Here is a 21627-nt window from a genome sequence, read left to right on the forward strand (position 1 = left end):
AAATAAGTGCTACTTTGCTACGACAAATAGTAACCAATCCGTTCCTGCCTGCACGTTTTCAAGCGGCTTCTTTTCAAGTGATTGAATAGCATCCATATTGGTAATGACAATCGGTGTGATCGTGCTTGCCGCCTTTTCCTTAACCAACTCCAGGTCAAACGTCAATAAGCGGTCGCCTGCCTTGACTTTGTCGCCGACTTTCACATGTCCAACAAACCCTTCACCATTCATCATGACGGTGTCTAAGCCAACGTGGATTAATAGCTCCAACCCTGCATCTGAGCGAATGCCAATCGCATGCTTTGTATGGAAAAATTGAATCACTTCCCCATTGACCGGCGAAACGACAATCCCCTCTGCAGGATCAATCGCTACTCCATCCCCCATAAGCTTTTGGGAAAACGTTGGGTCAGGAACTTGTTCGATCTCGACTATTTTTCCAGTTAAAGGCGCTACGAGCGTTTCTTCTTTTTTGCGAAACCATTTTTTTAACATCATGAACTCTCCTTTTAACCGCTTTCAAAACTTGTATATACAAGATGTTTTTATTTTAACCTGTATATACAGGTTCGTCAATAAAAAAATCGTCTGTATATCATCATGTTCATTCTCTTTTCACGATATGATTCATCTGCGCAAGGCATAGAGTATTTTTTAAGATAAAGGTGCTTATAGACATCAAGTCCGGATTCATTTTCGGCGGCCGGACGGTTGAATAACCAATCGCTTCTTCTTAAAGCCCTTACAGGAGCAGAAAAAAGAATATGATTCAAGTCTTTATCATGCATACATGATAAAAAAGCAAATCATTGAACCTTTTCCAACCGCCCATATCCAGAGATCATTCGTTTCATCTTTAAAGAGACGTTTATGTACTCTCTCATTCTCACATCGTTCGAATAACAAAATCGATAGAATAGAGCGATTTAGTGAGGGGGATCCAAGAAACTCAACCTACATCCATATATTTTTTACAAAAGTGCAAATATTCAGACTGAACAGACGATAAAAATCCCTCCTGATTTATTTCACACGAAACAGGCATGTTCTTGTGACCATTACCCGCAGCAGCGCGCTTTGTCCTGCGACGCATGTTGGCCGTGAAGCAATTTTCGTAATCTCTGCCTGCTCATGATTGGTGATAATAACTGGCGTTAGAAGGCTAGCCGCTCTTTTTTTGATCGTTTTTAAATGAAATGACAGCAGCAAATCCCCTCTTTTCACCATTTCTCCCCTTTTAACATGGACGGTGAAGCCTTCTCCGTTCAACAGCACCGTCTCCAGCCCTACATGAATCAAAATCTCTACTCCTTTGTTCGATAAAATTCCAATGGCATGTTTGGAACGAAAAATATTAGCCACTCTGCCATCCACTGGAGCAACGACTTGTCCATCGTTTGGCATAATCGCGATGCCGTCTCCTAAAAATTTATGCGAAAACGTGGGATTCGGTACCTCTTCCAGCGGTATAATCCGACCATTCAATGGTGCGAAAATAATCTCTTCCTCTTGCCAAGGTATCATTATGGTTCACCCTTTCATTCATATAAAAATGAACATGTATATACATGCACTTTCTTTAGGCATCATTTTAACCTGTATATACAAGGTAGTCAATCCTATTTTTATTCGGAACGAAAAAACAAAAAAAGCAAGCCACAAAAAGACTTGCTGTTGATGATGATAAAGCCGTGTACACACTAATAAAGCGATTGGCTCATGTTGCGGCACGATGTCTCGCGGGCTTTCTAAGAGCCTTTCTATTTTTTATTTTCGCCAAAAAGTTGGACAGTCTGCCTTATCCTTGACATTAAAATCCCCCCTCCTAACATGAGGATGGGGGGCACACGCCTATTGATTGCTAATCGCTCTGGCGAAGTGTCACATATCGCTTAAGTTCGCGAATCATGATTTCTTCCTGTTCATGTGACAGGTGCAGCTGCAATCCATAAAAGTAACCTCTAAAGTCCCTCTTTTGCCACACGATGATTCCTAATAAATTGAATTCGACATCGTTAAGCATAAATGTCACTTGAATACAGACATCCCGCGGGCGCGGAGGAATGTCAAATACCGTGCGGATCTTCATCCCCTTTGGACTGATATCGTAAATTTCAACAGCTCCTTTTTCGCTGTCCATCTCTTTTCCATCAATATAAGCGATGCGGAATGTGCCCAAAAGCGGCTGTCCGAATTGATAGCGAAAGGCTTCGTTTCGCTTAAATCGCATCGTCGTTCTCCCTCCCGCTCATCCTTCGTCTATCGATTCCATGTCCATTTCTAGCTATCTGTCAGCTTCCGTGATTGAAATCGGTGAGCCACATTTCTTTAACATCTCCTGCTTCTTCATGGTCCACGACAAATTTCCCGCTATTATATCGATCAACCAGCTTCAGCTGCGAAAGATCAAGCACTTCTATTTCTCCTTTTTCCGTCCGCACCACCATTTGGCTTGGGTCGCTTTCCACTATGGCCGCCGCCGCAATTCGGTGAGGGTTCGTTTTTAATTCACGAATCATCACCAATCCCCGCTTAGCGCGCGAAGATTTTTCAAATTCGCCAAGCCCCATCTTTTTCACTGCTCCCCGTTGCGTAGCGATGACAATTTTGGCTTGCTCCGGTGAAAAAATAGGCTGTGCTGCGACAACAAAGTCGTTTTCTTTTAATTGAATGCCCTTCACCCCTGCCGCTCGGACACCGACCGGATTCACTTCCTCTTCGCTAAACCATAGCCCGTATCCTTGGTGAGTCACAAGAAAAAGATCTTGATGTCCGTCCGTCATATAAACATGGACAACCTCATCATGCTCTTTTAAATTCAACGCAACTAACGGTCGGCCATAACGCTGCACTTTATATTGTTGGATCGGCGTTCGTTTGACCATCCCTTGCTTGGTGACAAACATCAGATCATGCGGCTGCTCAAAATCCTGAACGGAAACCGCTGCGATCAGCTCGTCCTCCCGATCGAGCGGGACCATATGGGAAATATGCTGACCAAGCTCCTTCCAACGAATATCCGGCAGCTCATGAACAGGACAATATATATAGCTTCCCTGTCTTGTAAACAAAAGCAGCACATCCGTTGTATTCATCTCAAACTGCGCCAGCAGCCGATCGGATTCTTTCATGCCAAAATCCTGTCCATTAGAGGCTGTGTATGAGCGAAGGCTCGTCCGTTTCACATATCCTTCTTTTGTGACAGTAACGATGACATCTTCCGCCGGAATCATAACTTCCAAATTAATTTTAATTTCTTCAATTTCCTCTTGAATTGCGGTTCTTCGTTCATCAGCATATGTCTTTTTTAATTTTCTTAATTCCGCTTTAATGACGGACAACAGTTTTTTTTCACTGGCCAAAATCGCGCTTAGCTCGCTGATTTTTTTCTCCAGCTCTTCCGCCTCTTGCTTTAGGGCCGTAATATCGGTGTTAGTCAAACGATAAAGCTGAAGGGACACAATCGCTTCTGCCTGAGCTTCCGTGAACGCGTATTGAGCGATTAACCGGTCTTTTGCCTCCCGCTTATCCTTCGAAGCCCGGATTGCCGCGATGATCTCATCCAAAATGGATAATGCTTTCATCAATCCTTCGACGATGTGCTGGCGATCATGGGCTTTTTTCAGCTCATATCGCGAACGATTGGTAACCACTTCCTTTTGATGCTCAATGTAGGCATCCAGCAGCTCAAGCAAGCTCAGCAGCTTCGGACGACGGTTATGAATGGCAACCATATTAAAATTATACGGCACCTGTAAATCCGTATTTTTATATAAATAGTTTAAAATTCCTTCCGCATCTGCCTCTTTCTTTAATTCAACGACAATGCGAAGGCCCGTGCGGTCCGTTTCGTCACGAACATCGGCAATTCCATCAAGCTTTCGGTCAAAACGGAGCTCATCCATTTTTTTGACCAAATTGGCCTTGTTTACTTCATAAGGCAGCTCTGTAATGATAATTTGCTGCTTGCCGCCCTTTGCGGCTTCAATCGTTGCTGTTCCCCGGATCATAATTTTTCCTTTTCCGGTTTCATACGCTTTTTTGATTCCTTCTCTTCCTTGAATGATTCCTCCCGTCGGAAAATCCGGACCGTGAAGAACGGTCATGATCTCATCCACTGTACAATTTGGCTTATCAATTCGCATAATGACAGCATCAATCACTTCTCCTAAATGATGGGGAGGAATTTCAGTAGCATATCCTGCCGAGATTCCGGTCGAACCGTTCACTAATAAATTCGGAAACATCGCCGGCAGAACGACCGGTTCCTCGCTTGTGTCGTCAAAGTTAGGGACAAACTCTACCGTTTGTTTTTCAATATCTCGCAGCAACTCTACGGCAATCGCAGAGAGGCGCGCTTCCGTATAACGCATCGCTGCCGGAGGGTCTCCGTCGATGCTGCCGTTATTTCCGTGCATTTCAATCAAAATGTTGCGCAGCTTCCAATCTTGGCTCATTCGTACCATTGCTTCATAAACAGACGAATCCCCATGTGGATGGAAGTTGCCAATCACGTTGCCGACCGTCTTCGCCGCTTTGCGGAAGCCCTTATCCGCTGTATTGCCGTCGACATACATGGCATACAAGATGCGGCGCTGCACCGGCTTAAGTCCATCGCGAGCATCAGGCAGCGCGCGCTCCTGAATAATATATTTACTGTATCGTCCAAAGCGGTCGCCCAACACATCCTCCAATGGCAAATCCAATAACCGTTCGGTCATCTGACTCCCTCCTCTGCTGCTACGACATGTTCGTTATCTAAAATGTTCAGATCTTCTTCTAAGCCAAATTGGACATTCGCTTCAATCCATTTGCGCCGCGGTTCGACTTTATCTCCCATCAGCGTTGTGACGCGCCGCTCCGCTCTGGCAGCATCATCAATTCGCACGCGAATCAGCGTACGCGTTTCTGGATTCATCGTCGTTTCCCATAGCTGGTCAGCGTTCATTTCGCCAAGACCTTTATAGCGTTGAATCGTGTAGCCTTTGCCGAATTTTTTCACCGCTTCTTTTAATTGCTCATCCGTCCAAGCATATTCTATGATTTCTTTTCTTCCCGCTCCTTTGCTAATTTTATAGAGCGGCGGAAGCGCGATATACACCTTGCCTGCTTCAATTAGCGGCCGCATATAGCGGTAGAAAAATGTAAGAAGCAGCACTTGAATATGGGCGCCGTCGGTGTCGGCATCGGTCATAATAATCACCTTATCGTAGTTGATATCGGCCAAGGAAAAATCGGCTCCCACGCCGCCGCCGATCGCGTGAATGATCGTGTTGATTTCTTCATTTTTAAAAATATCAGCCAGCTTCGCTTTTTCTGTGTTAATGACCTTCCCCCTGAGAGGCAGCACAGCTTGGAAGCGGCGATCTCGTCCTTGCTTCGCGGAGCCGCCTGCCGAATCCCCTTCGACTAAATACAGCTCATTTTTGTTCGGATTGCGCGACTGGGCCGGCGTCAGCTTGCCGCTTAATACCGCTTCTTTTCCTTTTTTCTTTTTTCCGCTTCGCGCTTCCTCGCGTGCCTTGCGCGCTGCTTCTCGCGCTTGGTAAGCCTTTATCGCTTTTTTGACGAGCATCGCACTGATATCCGGATTTTCCTGTAAAAAATAAGTTAAATGCTCGGCGACGATCGCATCGACGGCTGAACGAGCTTCACTCGTTCCAAGCTTTCCCTTTGTCTGGCCTTCAAACTGCAATAAATGCTCGGGGATTCTTACAGAAACAATCGCTGAGAGTCCCTCGCGAATATCGGAACCTTCTAGATTTTTATCTTTTTCTTTTAATAAGCCGGTTTTGCGAGCGTATTCATTAAACACGCGGGTCATGGCTGTTTTGGCGCCCGCTTCATGCGTTCCGCCATCCTTTGTGCGGACGTTATTAACAAATGAAAGCACGTTCTCCGAGTAGCCGTCATTAAATTGAAACGCAAACTCCACCTCGATGCCATTTTGCTGCCCTTCAAAATACACGACTGGATGCAGAGCATCCTTTTCCTCGTTGAGATAAGCAACAAACGCTTCAATTCCGTTTTCATAATGAAATTTCTCTTTTGCGCCGGTCCGCTCATCGATTAGTTCAATTTTCAGTCCTTTTAATAAAAAGGCCGATTCTCTTAGCCGTTCGCTGAGCGTTTCATAATTGAACGACGTCGTGCTAAAGATGCTGGAGTCCGGCTTAAATTGGATCATCGTCCCCGTTTTCGATGTCGTTCCGATTTTCTCCAATGTCGTCACGGGCGTTCCACCGTTTTCAAACCGCTGCCGATAGATAAATCCATCGCGATGAATCGTGACAACAAGCCACTCCGATAAAGCGTTGACGACCGAGGCCCCGACTCCATGCAAACCGCCACTTGTTTTATACCCGCCTTGTCCGAATTTGCCGCCTGCATGCAAGACGGTTAAAATCACTTCCGGAGTCGGCTTGCCAAGCTTATGCATTCCCGTCGGCATTCCCCGGCCTTCGTCAAGCACCGTGATGCTATTATCTTTATGTATTTTGACGAGAATATAGTTTCCGTACCCCGCCAACGCTTCATCAACGGAGTTATCGACAATTTCATATACAAGATGATGCAAGCCGCGGCTGTCGGTGCTGCCGATATACATTCCCGGACGTTTTCTCACCGCTTCAAGCCCTTCAAGCACTTGGATCGCATCATCGTTATATTCATATCGTTGCTGATTTGTCACGAACATACCCCTTTCAAAAACAAGAACGTTTGTTTCTGTTTTATTGTAGCATAAATTTGCAAAACGTCTATGCCTATTTTACCGTTTTCAGCCGAACACGCAAAATTTTTGTCGAAAATGGAAATGACCATCTTTCACAACTAAAGATGGCCGTTTTGATTCCATTCAATTCTTTTTCGTTAAAGCATGTTCTACTTTAATGCAGCGATCCATCACAACTGTATATCCTTTTTCTTTGAGAAATTCATAGGCTTCCTCATTGGCTACACCCAGCTGCCCCCAAAACACATCGGCATCGATTTGTGCAAATTCACGGGCAATTTCCGGCAAATGCTCTGAACGGCGAAACACGTTCACAATATCCACATGCCCGTCAATGTCCTTTAATGATTTAACAGCCGGAATCCCTTCCCATTCATCAATGGTTGGATTGACAGGAATAATCTCATATCCTGCTTCCTTCATCGCTTGAGCGATCATATATGACGTGCGTTCTGGATTATTGGACAGACCTACAACAGCAATGCGCTTTGCTTTTTGCAACATATCGCCGATTTCTTCGCGGCTTGGATTCACGATTGGCATATGTGTTCCCCTTTCGTCTCGTGTCTTGTGTGTACTAATTTCGGCATTGGTCAAAGGAATCCTGCTAGCTCGGACATTTTTCTTTTGACCTCTTTTCATCGGAATTTCTATCATCCATTGTCGCCGGCGAACGAAAAAAATATTCTCAAGGGATTCAGCCGCAAAAACTCGATATAAGCCTATCATCCATTCCATCGTTTTCTGTTTTCATCACATTTTGTTGCGTATCCGTTCTGCTATTCGTCAAGTCTTCGGTCATTCTATTTGCATCATCCGCTGATTATGGTAAGTTATTAATAAATGATGAAAGGAGCTATTTCTATGAACTTTCAGTTACAAGAAGCCATTGAATTACTGCAGCGTACGCCGAAAACATTGGAAAATTTTTTATCCGGATTATCCGCTGGATGGTTGCAATGCCGCGAGGGAGAAGGCACATGGAATGCGACAGAAGTTATCGAGCATCTGATAGAAGCTGAGAAAACGAATTGGATTCCAAGGCTTGAAATCATTCTTCAAGAACACGGAGATAAAACCTTTCCCGTTTTCGACCGATTCAGCCATTTAAAAGAACACTCAGGAGAGACCATCGAAGAAAAGCTGCGTTTATTTCAAGAGTTGCGTGAACAAAATCTCGCCAAGCTAAACCATCTCATCGGCCCAGAAACCGATTTTGAATGGATGGGGATTCATCCAGCTTTTGGTCCTGTAAAGCTGAGAGAACTGCTGTCTACTTGGGCTGTCCATGATTTGACCCACATCGCCCAAATTGTCAGAGTGATGGCCAAAAGATACAAGGAAGATGTCGGACCTTGGATCGAATATTTAGGCATCTTAAAAAAATAGCAAGCCGCACTTAGCTGAAATAAAATCAAAGATTCGTTTTGTTACGGCTCTGCTTTTCGCCGCAGAAGTGTGTTGTCGGATCACAAAAATCGATGCTTGTTTTCATTTCGCGCCAGCTAATGATCTCATGGATGTACTATATTTATGCTATGCTGTCATTTTGAGACATCATCTGGCTATCTCCTCTATCATACGGATTCACTCCAGCCGTTTGTATCTGCAAGCAGCTGAATTCACAATACCCTGACGCTCGGCGAAAAGCAACAGGCAGCCGAAAAGCGGTTAAAGGCTCTTTTTCATCACGATCCGGTCAGCGCGGACGGTGTAGCCGTTTTTTCGATAAAACGCTGCCGCCGCTCCGTAAGCGGATGTTAACAAATAGATGCTTTTGACGTGTTGCTTCTGTAGTTCCTCCTCAAGGACTTGCAGCAGTTGAGAGCCATATCCTTTCCCTTGGGCTTTCTGATCGATGCACAACTCCGCCAGATAAAACGTCATCCCCTGATCGCTCGCTTTGCTGTGACCAGCGATAAAACCAAGGATCGCTTCACGCTGTTTACATACAAATCCGATAAACTTAGGCGTATGCAATAAATCGGTGAGCCGCTCTCGAGCCGCCTCATACGTCCAATTCTCATTCCAAGGCTCACGATGAAACACTCTTATATACAGTTCGATACATTCCTGTAAATGTTCAAATGTCATTGGCACCACAATTTCTTCCATTTACATGTCTCCTTTCTTTGATAGAGAGCGAACATCCAAATTTTCACATTAAATAAAAGCAGCGCTTATGATACCTTTTTTAACATTCTTCAGTCGAGAAGTCTCCCACTTCTAAATCTTGCGAAGCTTGATGAAAGTGGGAGATGAATCGACTTCGGACAAGGACAGGCTTTTGCCTGTTCAATTGTCTGACCCTGTGGTAAAATAAACCTATGTCGTTCTTTCATAACTGGATATAGGAGGTTGCATGGAGAAAATAAAATGCGAAAACCAAGCGGATCCTTCCATGCGTAAAATATCCAAGGTACAAAAGAACTCCGAATTGTCGGACATCTAGGGTTGGAACGACCCGAAGTCACGCTCAGGGAGACGAAAGGCGGCTTTCGTCGTGGAACTGAGAAGCTCCCACTTCAAGCTTTAGCTAAGTGGTGAGTAGTTCACTTTCGTTAAATCCAATCTTGGGTTTGCGCCATAGTAAAAGGGGCCGAATAAAACTTCATCATGTCTTGATCAAAAAAAAATGCTATGTAAAGCGAACAGATCGCTATCGGTAAATGGTCTCCATATCAATCGCGGTGTTTCTAGAATCACCCCGTTCCTCCCCTTTTTTGCTACATAAGCTTTGCTTCAGTAACAGATGATAAAACCGATTCGTTTTATTGTTCTCTTGCTAGCTAGATGAATCGTTACTCGCTCACATAGAAACCCGTGTTGGCTTCTCAAGTTGTAGAAATAGAAAAATATAGAAACCATTTTCTATTCTTAACTACATGATGTATTACATTCATTATCATAAGAAACTGTCCAAAAAGACCTATAAACATATAACCGTTGTTTATCTGCTTGTTATTTTACTAAATTCCAGAAAACAGAGAGAATCAAACTTTTTCCTCTATCTTCCCTTTACAAAATTCGCAGCACCGCCCCCGATTCTCCTGCTTTTTTGTCGCAATTTGCGCTTGCCGGGGAAATAGAACATTTCCTCTTTCGCTTTCCATATATTGTGTCATATGATCTATGCAACGATCCAGAAATAAATGGTAGTATAGAAAATGTACCCATGGTGTTCGTTGGATCCATTTTTTAGATTAACAGATTAAGAAGGGATCATGTTGGGCACACTTTTTTTCGCACTGATCGCCATCGGAGGAGCAGCCTCCTTTGTTGGCACATTAGCGGGCGGCGCGCTGATTACCTCGGGTCTAACGGAGCGGGTGATGAACGCCATCGCTTTTGTTTTGCTGTTATTCGCGCTCACGGTGTCTTTAAAATGGATATCAGTAAGGAGTGCGGTCATAAACATAAGGCTCATCAGGCTGTTGAACTTTTTTCACTGTTTTGATGTTGATACAAGGAAGGATATTTCCTTCATACGTTGTTTGGCCGATGACTCCTTTTACTTCTACCCATTCATCCGGCTTGAGCTCTTTTAGCTGTTCTCCGTTTGATAGCATTCCATAAACGGAAGCATCGGCAACACAGCAAGTAACAGCAAATCGCGCAATGACTGCTTCCCCTTTTGGAAAATCAGGTTCGCGATAGACAAATCCGGTAAGTTGAATCTCTTTCCCAATAAACTCTTGGACATGATTATGAATGATTTCCAGAGTAGCTAAATAGTTTTCATTCGTAAACTCTATCTTTTTCGCAGATTTTAACTTCTTAGCAAGCTGCTGTTTGTCAATGCTTTTTTCGGCTGGCTGCTGTTCGGTCTGTGCTGATTCGGTTAAGGATTGCGTTTGAGCATGCGCTGATGGATCGCTTTGCTTCTGCCCCCCACCCATTTGCACACCGCGCTTGGCAGCGACCGAGCTGTCCAATACTTGACTTGAAAACATTAAACCTGTGATGATGGGCACAATGAATAAAAGATAAATCATCCACGTCTTTAGAGGATGCTTATCCTTATGATGGCCGCATTCACAACCAACCGCATGATCGTGATGATCACTTCGCCAAATTTGAAAAATGCCAAGAATAAACAGTACGCCCATCGCAAAATAAAGGAAAGGAAACATCTTTGGTGCAATAAATTGCTGGATTTGCCCTGTTACGATTAATTTAAACATGACTAACGCAAAGCCCACGAGCAGAACTCCCCGCAAAAAAAGCTGATTATTCAACTTCCTTCACCTCCTCATCCATGGATAAAGATTGTTTGATAGAGCCAAACAACCAAATAAACAACACATGTCAACACGAGAATAAACGCAATGACAAACCGTGTTCGAAAATAAGCAAGCAGCAGCAAGGTATTTTTCAAATCAAGCATGGCTCCATAAATAAGAAACGCTAAAATCGCGCCTGTAGAAAAGGTGTGACTAAACGAAGCAGCCACAAAAGCGTCGGCCTCCGAGCAAAGCGAGAGCAAATAAGCAAAACCCATCATCACAACAGGAGAGATGAGTTCATTGGCTCCAATTTGCAGCAATTCGTTCCGATTAAGAAACGTTTGCAATAAACTGGCTAAAAACGCGCCAATGATTAAATATTTTCCCGTGTCAAAAAATTCTTCGCTGGCATGATGCAACGTTTCTTTCCATTTATTTGTAGAATGAATATGTTCGTGCGAGGAAGAGGCTGTTGGTTTGAGCGGAGTCTTATGTTGAAAAAAGCGGTATAAAAGCAAGCCTACCAACACAGAAACGCAAAAAGCAAGGCCCACGCGAGCAAAAGCGATTTCGCTTTTTTGCTGAAACGCATAGTAGGTCGAGAGGAAAACAATCGGATTGATGATGGGCGCACTCATCAAAAATGTCATGCCAACTGCTGGCGGCATTCCTTTTTTAATCAGCCTTCTTACAATTGGAATAATCGCACACTCACAAACGGGAAAAATGATTCCGAAAAAGGCGGCAGATACAATGGCCACATACGGGTTTTTCGGAAGCCAACGCCGCAGCGTATCCTCTGAAATAAAGGTTTGAATCAAAGCGGATACAAAGACGCCTACTAAAATAAACGGAATCGCTTCTAAAACAATGCTTAAAAACATAGTATGGACAATCGCCCACTCTTTCGGCAATGTAAAATTCATATTCCCCATTCCATAAAAAAAGAATAAATATAAAAATAACAATAAAAGAACAAACGCTAGTCCATCATTGATTGTATGAGACATCTCCTTTTTCACATTCATTTCCTCCATTCATGCTCTCATTTCTTCTTAACAAATCGTAATTTTTCCTATTAACATATATACATAGATTGTCCACAAAAATATGACGATGAAATATCAATTGCTCCGTCAACATTTGTCGCCAAGTGCGCAGATGATCTGATTTCGCTAGTCGGGCGACCGTTGGAAAATTTGAATCGGTTAGCTATAAGTGTCATTTTCTCATCGTATCTCTCTATAATAAAAAACGATGAAAGCGATGAACTGATCTTGAAAAATCTATCCGATCATGGCAGCTCAAAGATAGAATGAACGATATCTATACCTCCCTTTCATTCTCGTAGTTGCTATTTTTCTTATTTTCTTGTATGATTGACGTTGTTAAAACGTAATAATTACGATTTACCAAAGGGAGGAGTTACTTATCATGAAAAAAGTGCCAGTTACTGTATTAAGCGGTTATTTAGGCTCTGGAAAAACCACCTTACTCAATCATATTTTGCATAATCGTGAAAACAAAAAAATTGCCGTTATTGTGAATGATATGAGTGAAGTGAATATCGACGCGGAATTGATTAAACAAGGGGGATTCTCCCGAACAGAAGAAAAGCTTGTTCAATTTCAAAACGGCTGTATTTGTTGTACATTGCGCGATGATTTAATGAAGGAAATAGAAAGATTAGTAGACGCAGGGGGACTTGATTACATCGTCATTGAATCTTCAGGAATCAGCGAGCCGATTCCGGTAGCGCAAACTTTTACCTACATAGATGAAAATTTAGGAATTGATCTCACTAAAAAATGTCGTTTAGATACGATGGTCACCGTTGTCGACGCTAACCGATTTTGGAACGATTTTTCTTCTGGAGAGAGCTTGCTCGATCGCAAGCAAGCTGTCGATGATTCAGATACACGCGAAGTAGCTGATTTGTTAATCGATCAAATCGAATTTGCTAATGTCATTTTGCTTAATAAAATCGATTTAATTCATCCCGAAGAGGCAAAAGAGCTTGAAAAGATGTTAAAAAAACTGAATCCGGAAGCGAAAATCATCCCTACGACATTCGGCCAAGTAGCGTTAGACGAAATTTTAAACACGCATTTATTCGATTTCGAAAGTGCCAGCCAAGCAGCCGGCTGGATCAAAGAGTTGAATGAAGAGCATACTCCAGAAACCGAAGAATATGGCATCTCCTCTTTTGTATATCGGAGAAGACAGCCTTTTCATCCAGAACGGTTTATGAAATGGCTTGAGAATTGGCCAATTGAAGTGATTCGCGCCAAGGGCTTTTTTTGGCTTGCATCAAGAAATGATGTATGCGGCCTTCTATCACAAGCGGGCACATCGATCGTGATCCAAGGAGCGGGCGAATGGGTCGCTGCTTATCCTGAAGCTGAGCGCCAACAAATTTTAATGGAGAACCCTGAACTTCTTGAAAAATGGGATCAAACATATGGCGACCGCATGACCGAGCTCGTCTTTATCGGCATCGAGATGAATCAAGAAGAAATAGAAGATTCGTTAGACCAATGTTTACTTACCGCTCAGGAAATGAGCCAGAATTGGGAAACATTTTTCGATCCCCTCCCTGCATTTGTTGGTTCCTGATAAATGAATAAAGTTCAAATCGTAATATTTACGATTTAACACCAACCGTCTCACCTGCGGCTTCGCACAAAGAGAAATTCCTTGTCATTCCGACACTTTTATGCGTATAATAAACGTATAAAGCATAAAATAAAAATAGGACATTGGCGGCAACCAATGTCCATTCAATACACAGCTGACTGCAAGACGTGCAGCGGCCGAAAACAGGCGGTTGTAACCCACCCTCACTTAAGGCGAGCAGGGTGGGTTATTTTTTGTCTCTCGCTACAGCGATAACAGCTACCATTAATGATGCAAAAGCAATCATTAGCGTCAGTGTATCGGTCACAGATATCATCAGCGGCACCTCCCTTCTCTAAGGGAGTAGGCCGCTCCCACCCTGCATATAGCTGTGCATCTTTATTATAGCATAGATTCATCAATACAGGAATATATGTTCTTGTTTTTTATTCTATTTTTCCTCTTCCCTTTCCTTCTGCTCTTTTTCCTATTTTTTTGATTGCCTCAAACGTTTTCTTATCGATCATACCATACCGTTTCTAGATGGAACGATCATTTCTGAAAACCGACGGGCAAAGGCCCATCTATGTGAACTTGCTTTTGTCAAAACGCTTTCAGGTCCATTGATGGGATTGTCAAACGGTTCATCATTTACGCGTCTGCCCCGCCGAAACATCACATCTTCAAAGATTACGTTTCATCGATAGTGAAAGTTGATCGAACGTCAAAGAGTATTTCTATCCTTTTGCCGGCGGCGGTCACTTCCACGCCCCTTTTCTAACCAAGGTTTGATGGCAGCGGACAAACACGGTGCCATCAGTTCTAATCTACTCTCATCGCAAATAAACTTTATAACAGCAACATTAGCTTATCCATTTGAGGAGGATTGAGAAGTGTCCCGTTCCCGATTCAAAACGATCGTATTAGCCTTAGCAGCTACTTTTATTGCCGTCTCCCTCGTCTCCTTCCCGCAGGAATCCGTCAATGCTTCAAAGCAGGGACTGAAAATCTGGTGGGGGACCGTCTTTCCTTCGCTGCTGCCTTTTTTCATTATCTGTGAATTGCTGATTAATTTTGGGGTTGTAAAATTTATCGGTGTTATACTTGAACCTCTCATGAAGCCCCTATTTAAGGTTCCCGGCGTCGGGGGATTTGTATGGGCGATGGGAATGGTTTCTGGCTTTCCGACAGGCGCAAGACTCACTGTACTATTGCGGCAAGAAAAACAACTCAGTAAAGTGGAGGCAGAAAGGTTGGTCTGTTTTACCAATTCATCCAGTCCGCTTTTTATCATCGGTGCCGTATCCATCTCGTTTTTTCATAATGCACAGCTTGGCGCCGTCTTGATTTTATCGCATTATTTAGGAAACATATGTATTGGCCTTATGATGAGGTTTTACGGAAAGGAGCAGCCACAAGATCCAAAGGAGGCCAGAGACGAAGCACTATTGCGCAGAGCCTTTTCCGCCTTGCATACCACACGTATGAAAGAAAAAAGACCGATTGGCAAGCTGCTCGGGGATGCCGTCATCTCTTCTGTTCATACTTTATTAATGATCGGCGGTTTTATCATTTTGTTTTCTGTCATCAATAGGCTGCTATCGAGTCTACATATTACCCAGTTTTTAGGAGAACTAGTAGCATATGCGCTTCGTTTGTTCCATTTGCCAGAAGCATTGAGCACCCCTCTTATATCCGGCTTATTTGAGATCACGTTAGGCGGGCAAATGACAAGCCAAGTCCAGGGAGTCTCTTTAATGCATAAAGCCATTATTATAAGCTTTATTCTTGCTTTCAGCGGTCTTAGTGTACAAGCTCAAGTCGCCAGCCTTTTAGCACAAAGCGATATCAGCTTTAAGCCTTTTTTCGTTTCTCGCATTATTCACGGATTTTTAGCAGGATTTTTTACTTTTCTTTTATGGGAACCCGTCTATCATGCCAATAGCTCGGCCCATGCTTTGCCGGTTTCCTTATTCGCTCAAGAAGGATGGTTTTACGGCAACTTTTTAACCTTAATGAATATAGGTCCTGCGCTCACCATTATTACCCTAATGATTTATATCATCATTTTTATCAAAAGAATGAAAAATGTCTAAGTGAGCAGCCGATCTCCTTGCGCCCCATCCGCAAGGGGATTTTCTTTGCAAATACCTTTTGGAAAAGAAAGTAATGGATTTTTTCCGATCTCTACAAACTTTTCATGGATCTCTCATTGTAGATAAGGTGCAAAATGAGCTTTGTCTTCCCTTTTTAAGCAGCTGATTTTCCCGATCGAACGGGCTTGAAAACGGTTAGACAAGATAAAAACAGGTGAAGCTAAAAGAAGACCGTAAGCGGACGTGCGAGGCCAGTGACGCGAGATGAAAGCGAAATGATCTGTCTGCATTCATCTCCGACGACAGCCGGGGAGGTAGGCCTACAAACGTTTTCCTCATCTCCATCTTCCTCATTCTATAGCAGCTGCCGCGATTGACCACCAACTATTTCGGGAAATGATTGAAATAAAAACGATGATCATTTAACATGGTAATAAAGCGTACAATGCCGTTGCGCTCCAAGCACAGAAGCAGCTGAAACATAAACATATGGGTGGAAGTGATCAGCACGGTTCAAACGCTAAAAAATAAAACGATGAACTTTAGGAGTCGCAAGTGAATGAAAAAGTTTTTTTATCAAATGTTCGTATGGCTATTTTGTCTCTATTTATTTATTCTCACGAAAATGGTCTTATTTAAATATGTCTCTTGGAAAGAAATGATCTACCATTTCGACTTCAGCGCCATTCAAAACCAATGGCATTCAAGCAACTTTACTCCCCTGAAAACCATTATTTTTTATTTATTCTTTGCCGATGTCAATTTAAACATTAAAATTGAAAACTTAGCTGGAAACATTATCGGTTTTATTCCTTTCGGATGGATGCTTCCATTGCTGTCGACACGCTTTCGCAGCTTTTCTGCTACCATGCTTGCAACCTTGTGTTTAAGCTTTACATACGAAGTGATGCAGCTATTATTTGAATTAGGAAGCTTTGACATCGATGATTTAATTTTAAATACGTTAGGCGGAATGCTTGGCTATAGTTTAAGCCGACTCATTCAGCCAATATGGCACCCAAAAAACATGTGGCTTAAGCAGGCCACAGCTCATCGCAAAGAGGAAAAAGTGTAACATTTTCAGCTGTCAGTTTCCGCGTAATAAATGCCGCCTGTCTATTTTTGAGACGATTTGGCAGCTGGGCCATCCCCATGCCTTCGCTCAACCTTATCAAAAAAAACATACTAAGATTAGTAGGAGTGGAGATAGGTCGTGAAAGCCCCAGAACCTTGAGTTCGTAATAAAAAAACCGGCCTACTTCACTGCCCTTATAAGAATCAGTTTCAGTATGTGGGCTCCTTGAATAAGAAAAGGGAAGCGATAAGGTGAAGGGAAGATATGATCTTCTTTCATTCGCATAAAAGTTGCGTTTTTATCCGTTTTTGAATCGCTGTTACGATCGCCAAAGATTTCATTCTGCTCCTTGCATTTGGCTGGTCGAGATAAAAAATTTTCTCGAATCCGTTTTAAAGTTTTTTCCATTTCTTCCGTTCTGTTCGTTTTTCCTTCCGAATTTTTGGTTCGGATTCCTGTTCGATTTCCTCGGCTAGGATTTCGGCTTTTTCTTCTAATTTTTGAGCGATGGCTTCTAAGTTCTGTTCCGTGATTTCTGGAGCTTCTTTCGCCTCTTTTTGTGCTGTCCCTGCTTCTAATTGGGTTAGTTCTTGAATGCACTGCAGTGTTTCTTGAGTTTTTTCTCTTCCCTTCGCTTCAAATAACTCATCCATGAGGACCCCGTTCGCCTCGGAATTCGTTGATGGTCCGGAAATCTGGTTGTTGCATCGCTGAAAGCCACATAGCGGAATAGTTTCTTTAACGAGCTTTTCGATTCCTCGACAAGAATAAGTCTTTTGAGAATAAGATACAGAACATTTTGGTATTTATTATAAATTCTGCCACCGCCTAATGAAAAAACAATGGTTTATCTGGTATCGCCTCCACCATTTCGTCCACGACACGTGCCACGTGATGTTCGGGTACGAGCGATTCAATATCATAAATCATTTGAACTTGACGGTTGTCATATGGCTTGAAAGTAGGGGCTACATTTCTTTTGGCAGGAGTTTTTCTTCTTTTCCATCTAGAGGCTGTGTGTGATCCTTTCCAGGAGTAATCATTTGATTGCTCATAAAAAATCGTCCTTTCTGTAATGTTGTGTCGCAACTTCATTTTACTAGAAAGGATGATTTTTGTGTCCTTTTTAAATTGAAAAAATGAGGGGCTGTCCAAAAGGTCAGTTACCCTGACTTTTTGGACAGCCCCTATCTTAGGATCATGATTCACGATTCATACCAATCTCCTACCGCAGCTGATTTTTCGAGCAACAGCGCTTCTTTAACAAAGACGAAGCGCGGCTTAGCGGACGGCTCTCATCCCACACAAAAGGGGATCCGATCTATTAAAAAGCCTCTCCCGCTTGTTTTTTGATTTGGTTAATCGCCAGCCAGCTATATACTAACGCGACGATATAATAAATCAATCCCGGTAAACGGAAATGGAACAGCTTAAAGATCAGATCAAGGATGATCGGCAAAGATAATGAATAAATGCTCAAGCTGTATAGCCGGCCAAAAGGCAAGTTCGCTTTTTGTAGCTTAGAAATCATCAGATTGATAATCGCTAAAAATAAAGCGCTGAATATTTTGCCAATGAAAAAGCCGATCCAAGCAATCACTGCCACAATGGGAGCGAGCCATTTTAAATATGGCAAAAAGCCGACCAGATCTTGTTTATCAAACGTTACGCCTTGAAAATCACGAAATAAGAAAACTTGTGTTTGCCCTCCAGCTTGCTTGCTAATCATCCGGTCCTTTAAAATCAGCACTCCCGACGAGTACGGATTTAAACGATCTTCTGTTGTTTGGCCCGTCGTATCGATAATGACAGCGCCATTTTTAGAATCATCCAACACAATCGGCATCGTTCCTTCTACATTCAACTCTCCGTTTTGAAAGGTGAATTCCGGGATTTTGCTTTCTAATGTTCCGGTAAAATGGCCGATGCTTTGATTAAATTGATAGCCGACAATGATGCTATTCAGCGTGCCAAACAAAAGCGCAAATAAAAGCAAATATAAAAAAGCTTTTCCTGCGCCTTGCGCCACCATGTCCGGATAACGTCTGACATCCCCTACGCTATAGCTCAATTTTTTAAAAAAGTTCATTCCTCATGCACTCCTTCGAATTTCATAAATAGACGGCATTCGCTCCAGCTTTAAGGGACAGGGAACCGTATGCTCATGCTTTCCATCAGCTGATCTCCTGTTTGAAACATAGATCACATGCTGCAACACATTCCATATTTTTTAGTTCTCAACCTCGCCGCTTATCTTCCATAATATTAACGTTCAAAACGCAAAAAGGTTTCAATCGATATTGAATTTTTTGTAATAAATGAAAAAGTTCCCTTTACAGACGAGTGAAAACGCGAATCGGACAACAGAATTTTATAAGCAGACAAGCATCTTCTTTCTTTGCCCGCACTATTAAAAACGGAGAGCGATACACATCAAACAGCTGCATCATGAACCGTCATTTTCTTTCTCCGTTTTAGAGAGGATGAATAATCTGACAAGCATCGTGCACGCTAAACATAAAAAAAGAAAGGTTTTATTATATATGAAAAACAGATGGATCACTTTATTCGCTCTCAGTGTCTGGTCAGTTGCGGGGATGGGCATCCAACCGATTGAAATCGTCCATCACGCGATCGCCCAAACCGAAATGCCACCATATGCCAAATGGGGAAGACTCGCTCTTCAAAAAACAAAGGAAAAATATCCAAACGCCCAAATCGTCGACTACCTCCATATTGGCCGCGACCAACAAGCGAATGTGACGACGGAAAAATTTAAGCTATGGCTGAGAACCAACCAGAAAGAATTTGGTGTTTTTGTCAATATCCAATTTAACACCGCAACAGAGCGAGTAATAGGCATTACCTTTCAAGAAACGCCAAGATAAACGGCGCGGTGATTTGACCGCGCCGTTTTCGGTTCACTTGATTCTTATAAATCAAATTACTTACTCGGATGCTTGCGATTGTATGAAATATTCCGGTGTCAAATGTTCAGACTGAACAATCATCGCGGTCATTCCTTGCTCGCTTCCCGATTCGTGCCATTCGCCTTTTTCCTAAAACACCGCCTCTCCACTTTTGACAAACACTTTTTTGCGATCCGCCCCTGTCACCCAGCCTTCCCCCTGTACAACAAGAAACAGCTGCGGCACTGGCGCTTCATGATAGCCGACCACTCCGTTCGGTTCGATGTACATGCAGCCGATGGCGGCAGATTCGGTTAGTTTCGTTATTCTCATATAGCTCGGTAACTTGGAGTTGTATTTTGTCATGGCGGTGCCGGCTTTTTTAGCAAATGTGAATAGTTTCATCATACAAGTCCTCCCAAGGTTCTCTTCGCCTTTTCGAACATTCAACAGATAGAAAGAAAATCCTGCTTCCAATCGACAATCGTTATGTTACTGCCTATTTTTCTTACGGTACTATAAAATTTCGTTTTCACTGTCGATTCCGTTAAGCCAGTGGCAGCAGCAATTTCAGCAAAGGTATATTCACCAAACAATTTAAGACGGAAAATTTGCTGGACAGACGCTTCAAACGTATTCAATACCGCTAAAATCCGCTCAACCTCCTCCTTGTATTCCAGCTTCAATGTAAAATCTTCTTCTTGCCCTAACTCGTGATCGATCTCCGTCACAATTGATTGCTGTTTGTAATATTTTGAGCGATAGTAGTTGATCGTTTGGTAAGTGGCAATTCGATATAACCACGTTCGAAATGACGCCTTTCTCTCGTCATACGAACGGATCGAACGAAGCATGCTGATAAATGCTTCCTGGGTTAGATCCATTGCTAAATCCTTGTTTAATGTCTGCCTGTAAATATAAGCATATAGATCCTTATAATAAAAACTGACAAGCTGGTTAGCGGCATCGCGATCTCCTTTTTTGGCTTTGGTGATCCATTCCTTTATTTTCTCCATTGACTTCTACTCCTACTTCTTTCAAAGGCTAGCCTTTCATTCATATATTCGTTATTTATTAGAAAATAGTTTGAAAGTTTCTCTATTTTATTTCAAATCTAGTACGCTTTGGCGTAACAAAAGCAAGTCACCGCCATGCCTCCGACCTCCGCTCTACTTTTGAATGAACAATAAATTCCATTTATATGTAATATAACATTTAAATAATCCCCCAGTTGTCAAAAAAACGGTCCTCCGTTCTTGTTAAACAGTCGAGCCCCCTTTTTCCCATTCAAATCTGCCATCATTTTTTGCTTCTAAAAACATTTTTTCTAAACAGAAAGATAGGGAGTCATACACGAACATATGTTCTATAATCAAATAGATAGTGGCCATACACAAGCAAGCCTAGAATCGTTTCTTTATCTTGAGATGGGAGGAAAATCAATGAATCACCAAATCATTGAAAAAGATCGTTTTCAAGTAGTGGGAATCAAGCGGACATTTTCGCTAGTCAATGGAGAGAATCATGCAGGGATTGCTAAGATGTGGGAGGAGGTGCATCAAAACAGCACCGTTAAGTTATTATCATCACTGAACAATGGCTCATTAAAAGGCTTGATCGGTGTATGTACCGCACACAGCGATGACCAGTCAGGACAAACGATCGATTATTGGATAGCCGCAGAGTATAATGGCGAGGTGCCTAACGGGCTGTTGGCGTTAGAAATACCCGCTTCTAAATGGGGCATATTTGAGGTGCGCGGATCGATGCCGGAAGCGATACAAAAAGCATGGGAGCAAATTTTTTCAGAATGGTTGCCATCCCAACATTACAAGCTTGCAGGCACGCCGCAATTAGAAGTATATCCGGACGACGATCCAACCAGCCCTGATTTTTATTCCGAAATATGGGTTCGTCTTCAATGAAGAGCGTTTGCTATTGAGGCTGTATGTGCATAAAATGGCTGACAAAT

The 21627-nt window shown here is 42.7% G+C and carries 21 protein-coding genes; 6 read left to right on the forward strand and 15 right to left on the reverse strand.

Annotated elements, in window-relative coordinates; genetic code table 11:
• Positions 1 to 9 precede the first annotated feature (9 nt).
• From GFC28_RS03925 to GFC28_RS03950, 6 genes are all read right to left on the reverse strand, one after another.
• A complete protein-coding gene (locus GFC28_RS03925) occupies positions 10 to 495 on the reverse strand; it encodes a PTS sugar transporter subunit IIA (protein ID WP_044742141.1) in 486 nt (161 codons plus the stop codon).
• Between the two features lie 528 nt (positions 496 to 1023).
• Positions 1024 to 1524: a PTS sugar transporter subunit IIA gene (locus GFC28_RS03930; RefSeq protein ID WP_044742142.1), complete on the reverse strand. Its 501-nt coding sequence runs from the start codon at positions 1522 to 1524 to the stop codon at positions 1024 to 1026.
• Between the two features lie 337 nt (positions 1525 to 1861).
• Complete coding sequence (locus GFC28_RS03935; RefSeq protein ID WP_044742143.1) at positions 1862 to 2230, reverse strand: PilZ domain-containing protein; 369 nt, start codon at positions 2228 to 2230, stop codon at positions 1862 to 1864.
• 61 nt (positions 2231 to 2291) lie between these two features.
• Complete coding sequence (parC, locus tag GFC28_RS03940; protein WP_044742144.1) at positions 2292 to 4721, reverse strand: DNA topoisomerase IV subunit A; 2430 nt, start codon at positions 4719 to 4721, stop codon at positions 2292 to 2294.
• The gene (parE, locus tag GFC28_RS03945) at positions 4718 to 6697 is read right to left on the reverse strand and encodes a DNA topoisomerase IV subunit B (protein ID WP_044742145.1); all 1980 of its coding nucleotides are present in this window, start codon (positions 6695 to 6697) and stop codon (positions 4718 to 4720) included. Before parE ends, parC begins: the two co-directional genes overlap by 4 nt.
• A gap of 159 nt (positions 6698 to 6856) precedes the next feature.
• Positions 6857 to 7276 (reverse strand): CoA-binding protein, encoded by a 420-nt coding sequence (locus tag GFC28_RS03950; protein ID WP_044742146.1) that lies wholly within the window; start codon positions 7274 to 7276, stop codon positions 6857 to 6859.
• A gap of 321 nt (positions 7277 to 7597) precedes the next feature.
• Between GFC28_RS03950 and GFC28_RS03955 the strand changes: the two genes are divergently transcribed.
• Positions 7598 to 8122 carry a DinB family protein gene (locus tag GFC28_RS03955; RefSeq protein WP_044742147.1) on the forward strand — a complete coding sequence of 175 codons (525 nt, stop codon included), beginning with the start codon at positions 7598 to 7600 and terminating at the stop codon, positions 8120 to 8122.
• A 282-nt stretch (positions 8123 to 8404) separates the two neighbouring features.
• Here GFC28_RS03955 and GFC28_RS03960 read toward each other — a convergent pair whose 3' ends face one another.
• From GFC28_RS03960 to GFC28_RS03975, 3 genes are all read right to left on the reverse strand, one after another.
• On the reverse strand, positions 8405 to 8848 hold the full coding sequence (locus GFC28_RS03960; protein WP_044742148.1) for a GNAT family N-acetyltransferase: 444 nt from the start codon (positions 8846 to 8848) through the stop codon (positions 8405 to 8407).
• A gap of 1277 nt (positions 8849 to 10125) precedes the next feature.
• Entirely contained in the window at positions 10126 to 10971 is an 846-nt protein-coding gene (locus GFC28_RS03970) for a TIGR03943 family putative permease subunit (RefSeq protein WP_044743504.1), read from the reverse strand.
• 14 nt (positions 10972 to 10985) lie between these two features.
• Entirely contained in the window at positions 10986 to 11987 is a 1002-nt protein-coding gene (locus tag GFC28_RS03975; RefSeq protein WP_044743512.1) for a permease, read from the reverse strand.
• Positions 11988 to 12393: 406 nt separating this feature from the next.
• Between GFC28_RS03975 and GFC28_RS03980 the strand changes: the two genes are divergently transcribed.
• Positions 12394 to 13575, forward strand: coding sequence for a GTP-binding protein (locus GFC28_RS03980; RefSeq protein ID WP_044743503.1), 1182 nt, complete (start codon positions 12394 to 12396; stop codon positions 13573 to 13575).
• Positions 13576 to 13822: 247 nt separating this feature from the next.
• Here GFC28_RS03980 and GFC28_RS19685 read toward each other — a convergent pair whose 3' ends face one another.
• On the reverse strand, positions 13823 to 13912 hold the full coding sequence (locus GFC28_RS19685) for a putative holin-like toxin (protein ID WP_231734645.1): 90 nt from the start codon (positions 13910 to 13912) through the stop codon (positions 13823 to 13825).
• A 556-nt stretch (positions 13913 to 14468) separates the two neighbouring features.
• Here GFC28_RS19685 and ylbJ point away from each other — a divergent pair.
• Positions 14469 to 15671, forward strand: coding sequence for a sporulation integral membrane protein YlbJ (ylbJ, locus tag GFC28_RS03985; protein WP_044743502.1), 1203 nt, complete (start codon positions 14469 to 14471; stop codon positions 15669 to 15671).
• 559 nt (positions 15672 to 16230) lie between these two features.
• A complete protein-coding gene (locus GFC28_RS03990) occupies positions 16231 to 16746 on the forward strand; it encodes a VanZ family protein (protein ID WP_063504914.1) in 516 nt (171 codons plus the stop codon).
• Between the two features lie 392 nt (positions 16747 to 17138).
• Here GFC28_RS03990 and GFC28_RS04000 read toward each other — a convergent pair whose 3' ends face one another.
• The 3 genes from GFC28_RS04000 to GFC28_RS04010 form a co-directional block, all read right to left on the reverse strand.
• Positions 17139 to 17399: a hypothetical protein gene (locus GFC28_RS04000; protein WP_044743500.1), complete on the reverse strand. Its 261-nt coding sequence runs from the start codon at positions 17397 to 17399 to the stop codon at positions 17139 to 17141.
• 175 nt (positions 17400 to 17574) lie between these two features.
• Positions 17575 to 17955 (reverse strand): hypothetical protein, encoded by a 381-nt coding sequence (locus tag GFC28_RS04005; RefSeq protein ID WP_044743499.1) that lies wholly within the window; start codon positions 17953 to 17955, stop codon positions 17575 to 17577.
• A gap of 115 nt (positions 17956 to 18070) precedes the next feature.
• The gene (locus tag GFC28_RS04010) at positions 18071 to 18835 is read right to left on the reverse strand and encodes a DUF1189 domain-containing protein (protein WP_044743498.1); all 765 of its coding nucleotides are present in this window, start codon (positions 18833 to 18835) and stop codon (positions 18071 to 18073) included.
• Positions 18836 to 19343: 508 nt separating this feature from the next.
• Between GFC28_RS04010 and GFC28_RS04015 the strand changes: the two genes are divergently transcribed.
• On the forward strand, positions 19344 to 19634 hold the full coding sequence (locus GFC28_RS04015) for a YqzG/YhdC family protein (protein ID WP_044743510.1): 291 nt from the start codon (positions 19344 to 19346) through the stop codon (positions 19632 to 19634).
• Between the two features lie 171 nt (positions 19635 to 19805).
• Here GFC28_RS04015 and GFC28_RS04020 read toward each other — a convergent pair whose 3' ends face one another.
• Both GFC28_RS04020 and GFC28_RS04025 read right to left on the reverse strand, forming a co-directional pair.
• Positions 19806 to 20063 carry a cupin domain-containing protein gene (locus GFC28_RS04020; RefSeq protein ID WP_231883436.1) on the reverse strand — a complete coding sequence of 86 codons (258 nt, stop codon included), beginning with the start codon at positions 20061 to 20063 and terminating at the stop codon, positions 19806 to 19808.
• 38 nt (positions 20064 to 20101) lie between these two features.
• Positions 20102 to 20671: an RNA polymerase sigma factor gene (locus tag GFC28_RS04025; protein ID WP_044743497.1), complete on the reverse strand. Its 570-nt coding sequence runs from the start codon at positions 20669 to 20671 to the stop codon at positions 20102 to 20104.
• A 426-nt stretch (positions 20672 to 21097) separates the two neighbouring features.
• On the opposite strand from GFC28_RS04025, the gene GFC28_RS04030 reads away from it, so the two are divergent.
• Complete coding sequence (locus tag GFC28_RS04030; protein WP_044743496.1) at positions 21098 to 21580, forward strand: GyrI-like domain-containing protein; 483 nt, start codon at positions 21098 to 21100, stop codon at positions 21578 to 21580.
• Positions 21581 to 21627: the final 47 nt, after the last annotated feature.

This window comes from Anoxybacillus sp. B2M1 (assembly GCF_001634265.1).
GTDB lineage: Bacteria > Bacillota > Bacilli > Bacillales > Anoxybacillaceae > Anoxybacteroides > Anoxybacteroides rupiense.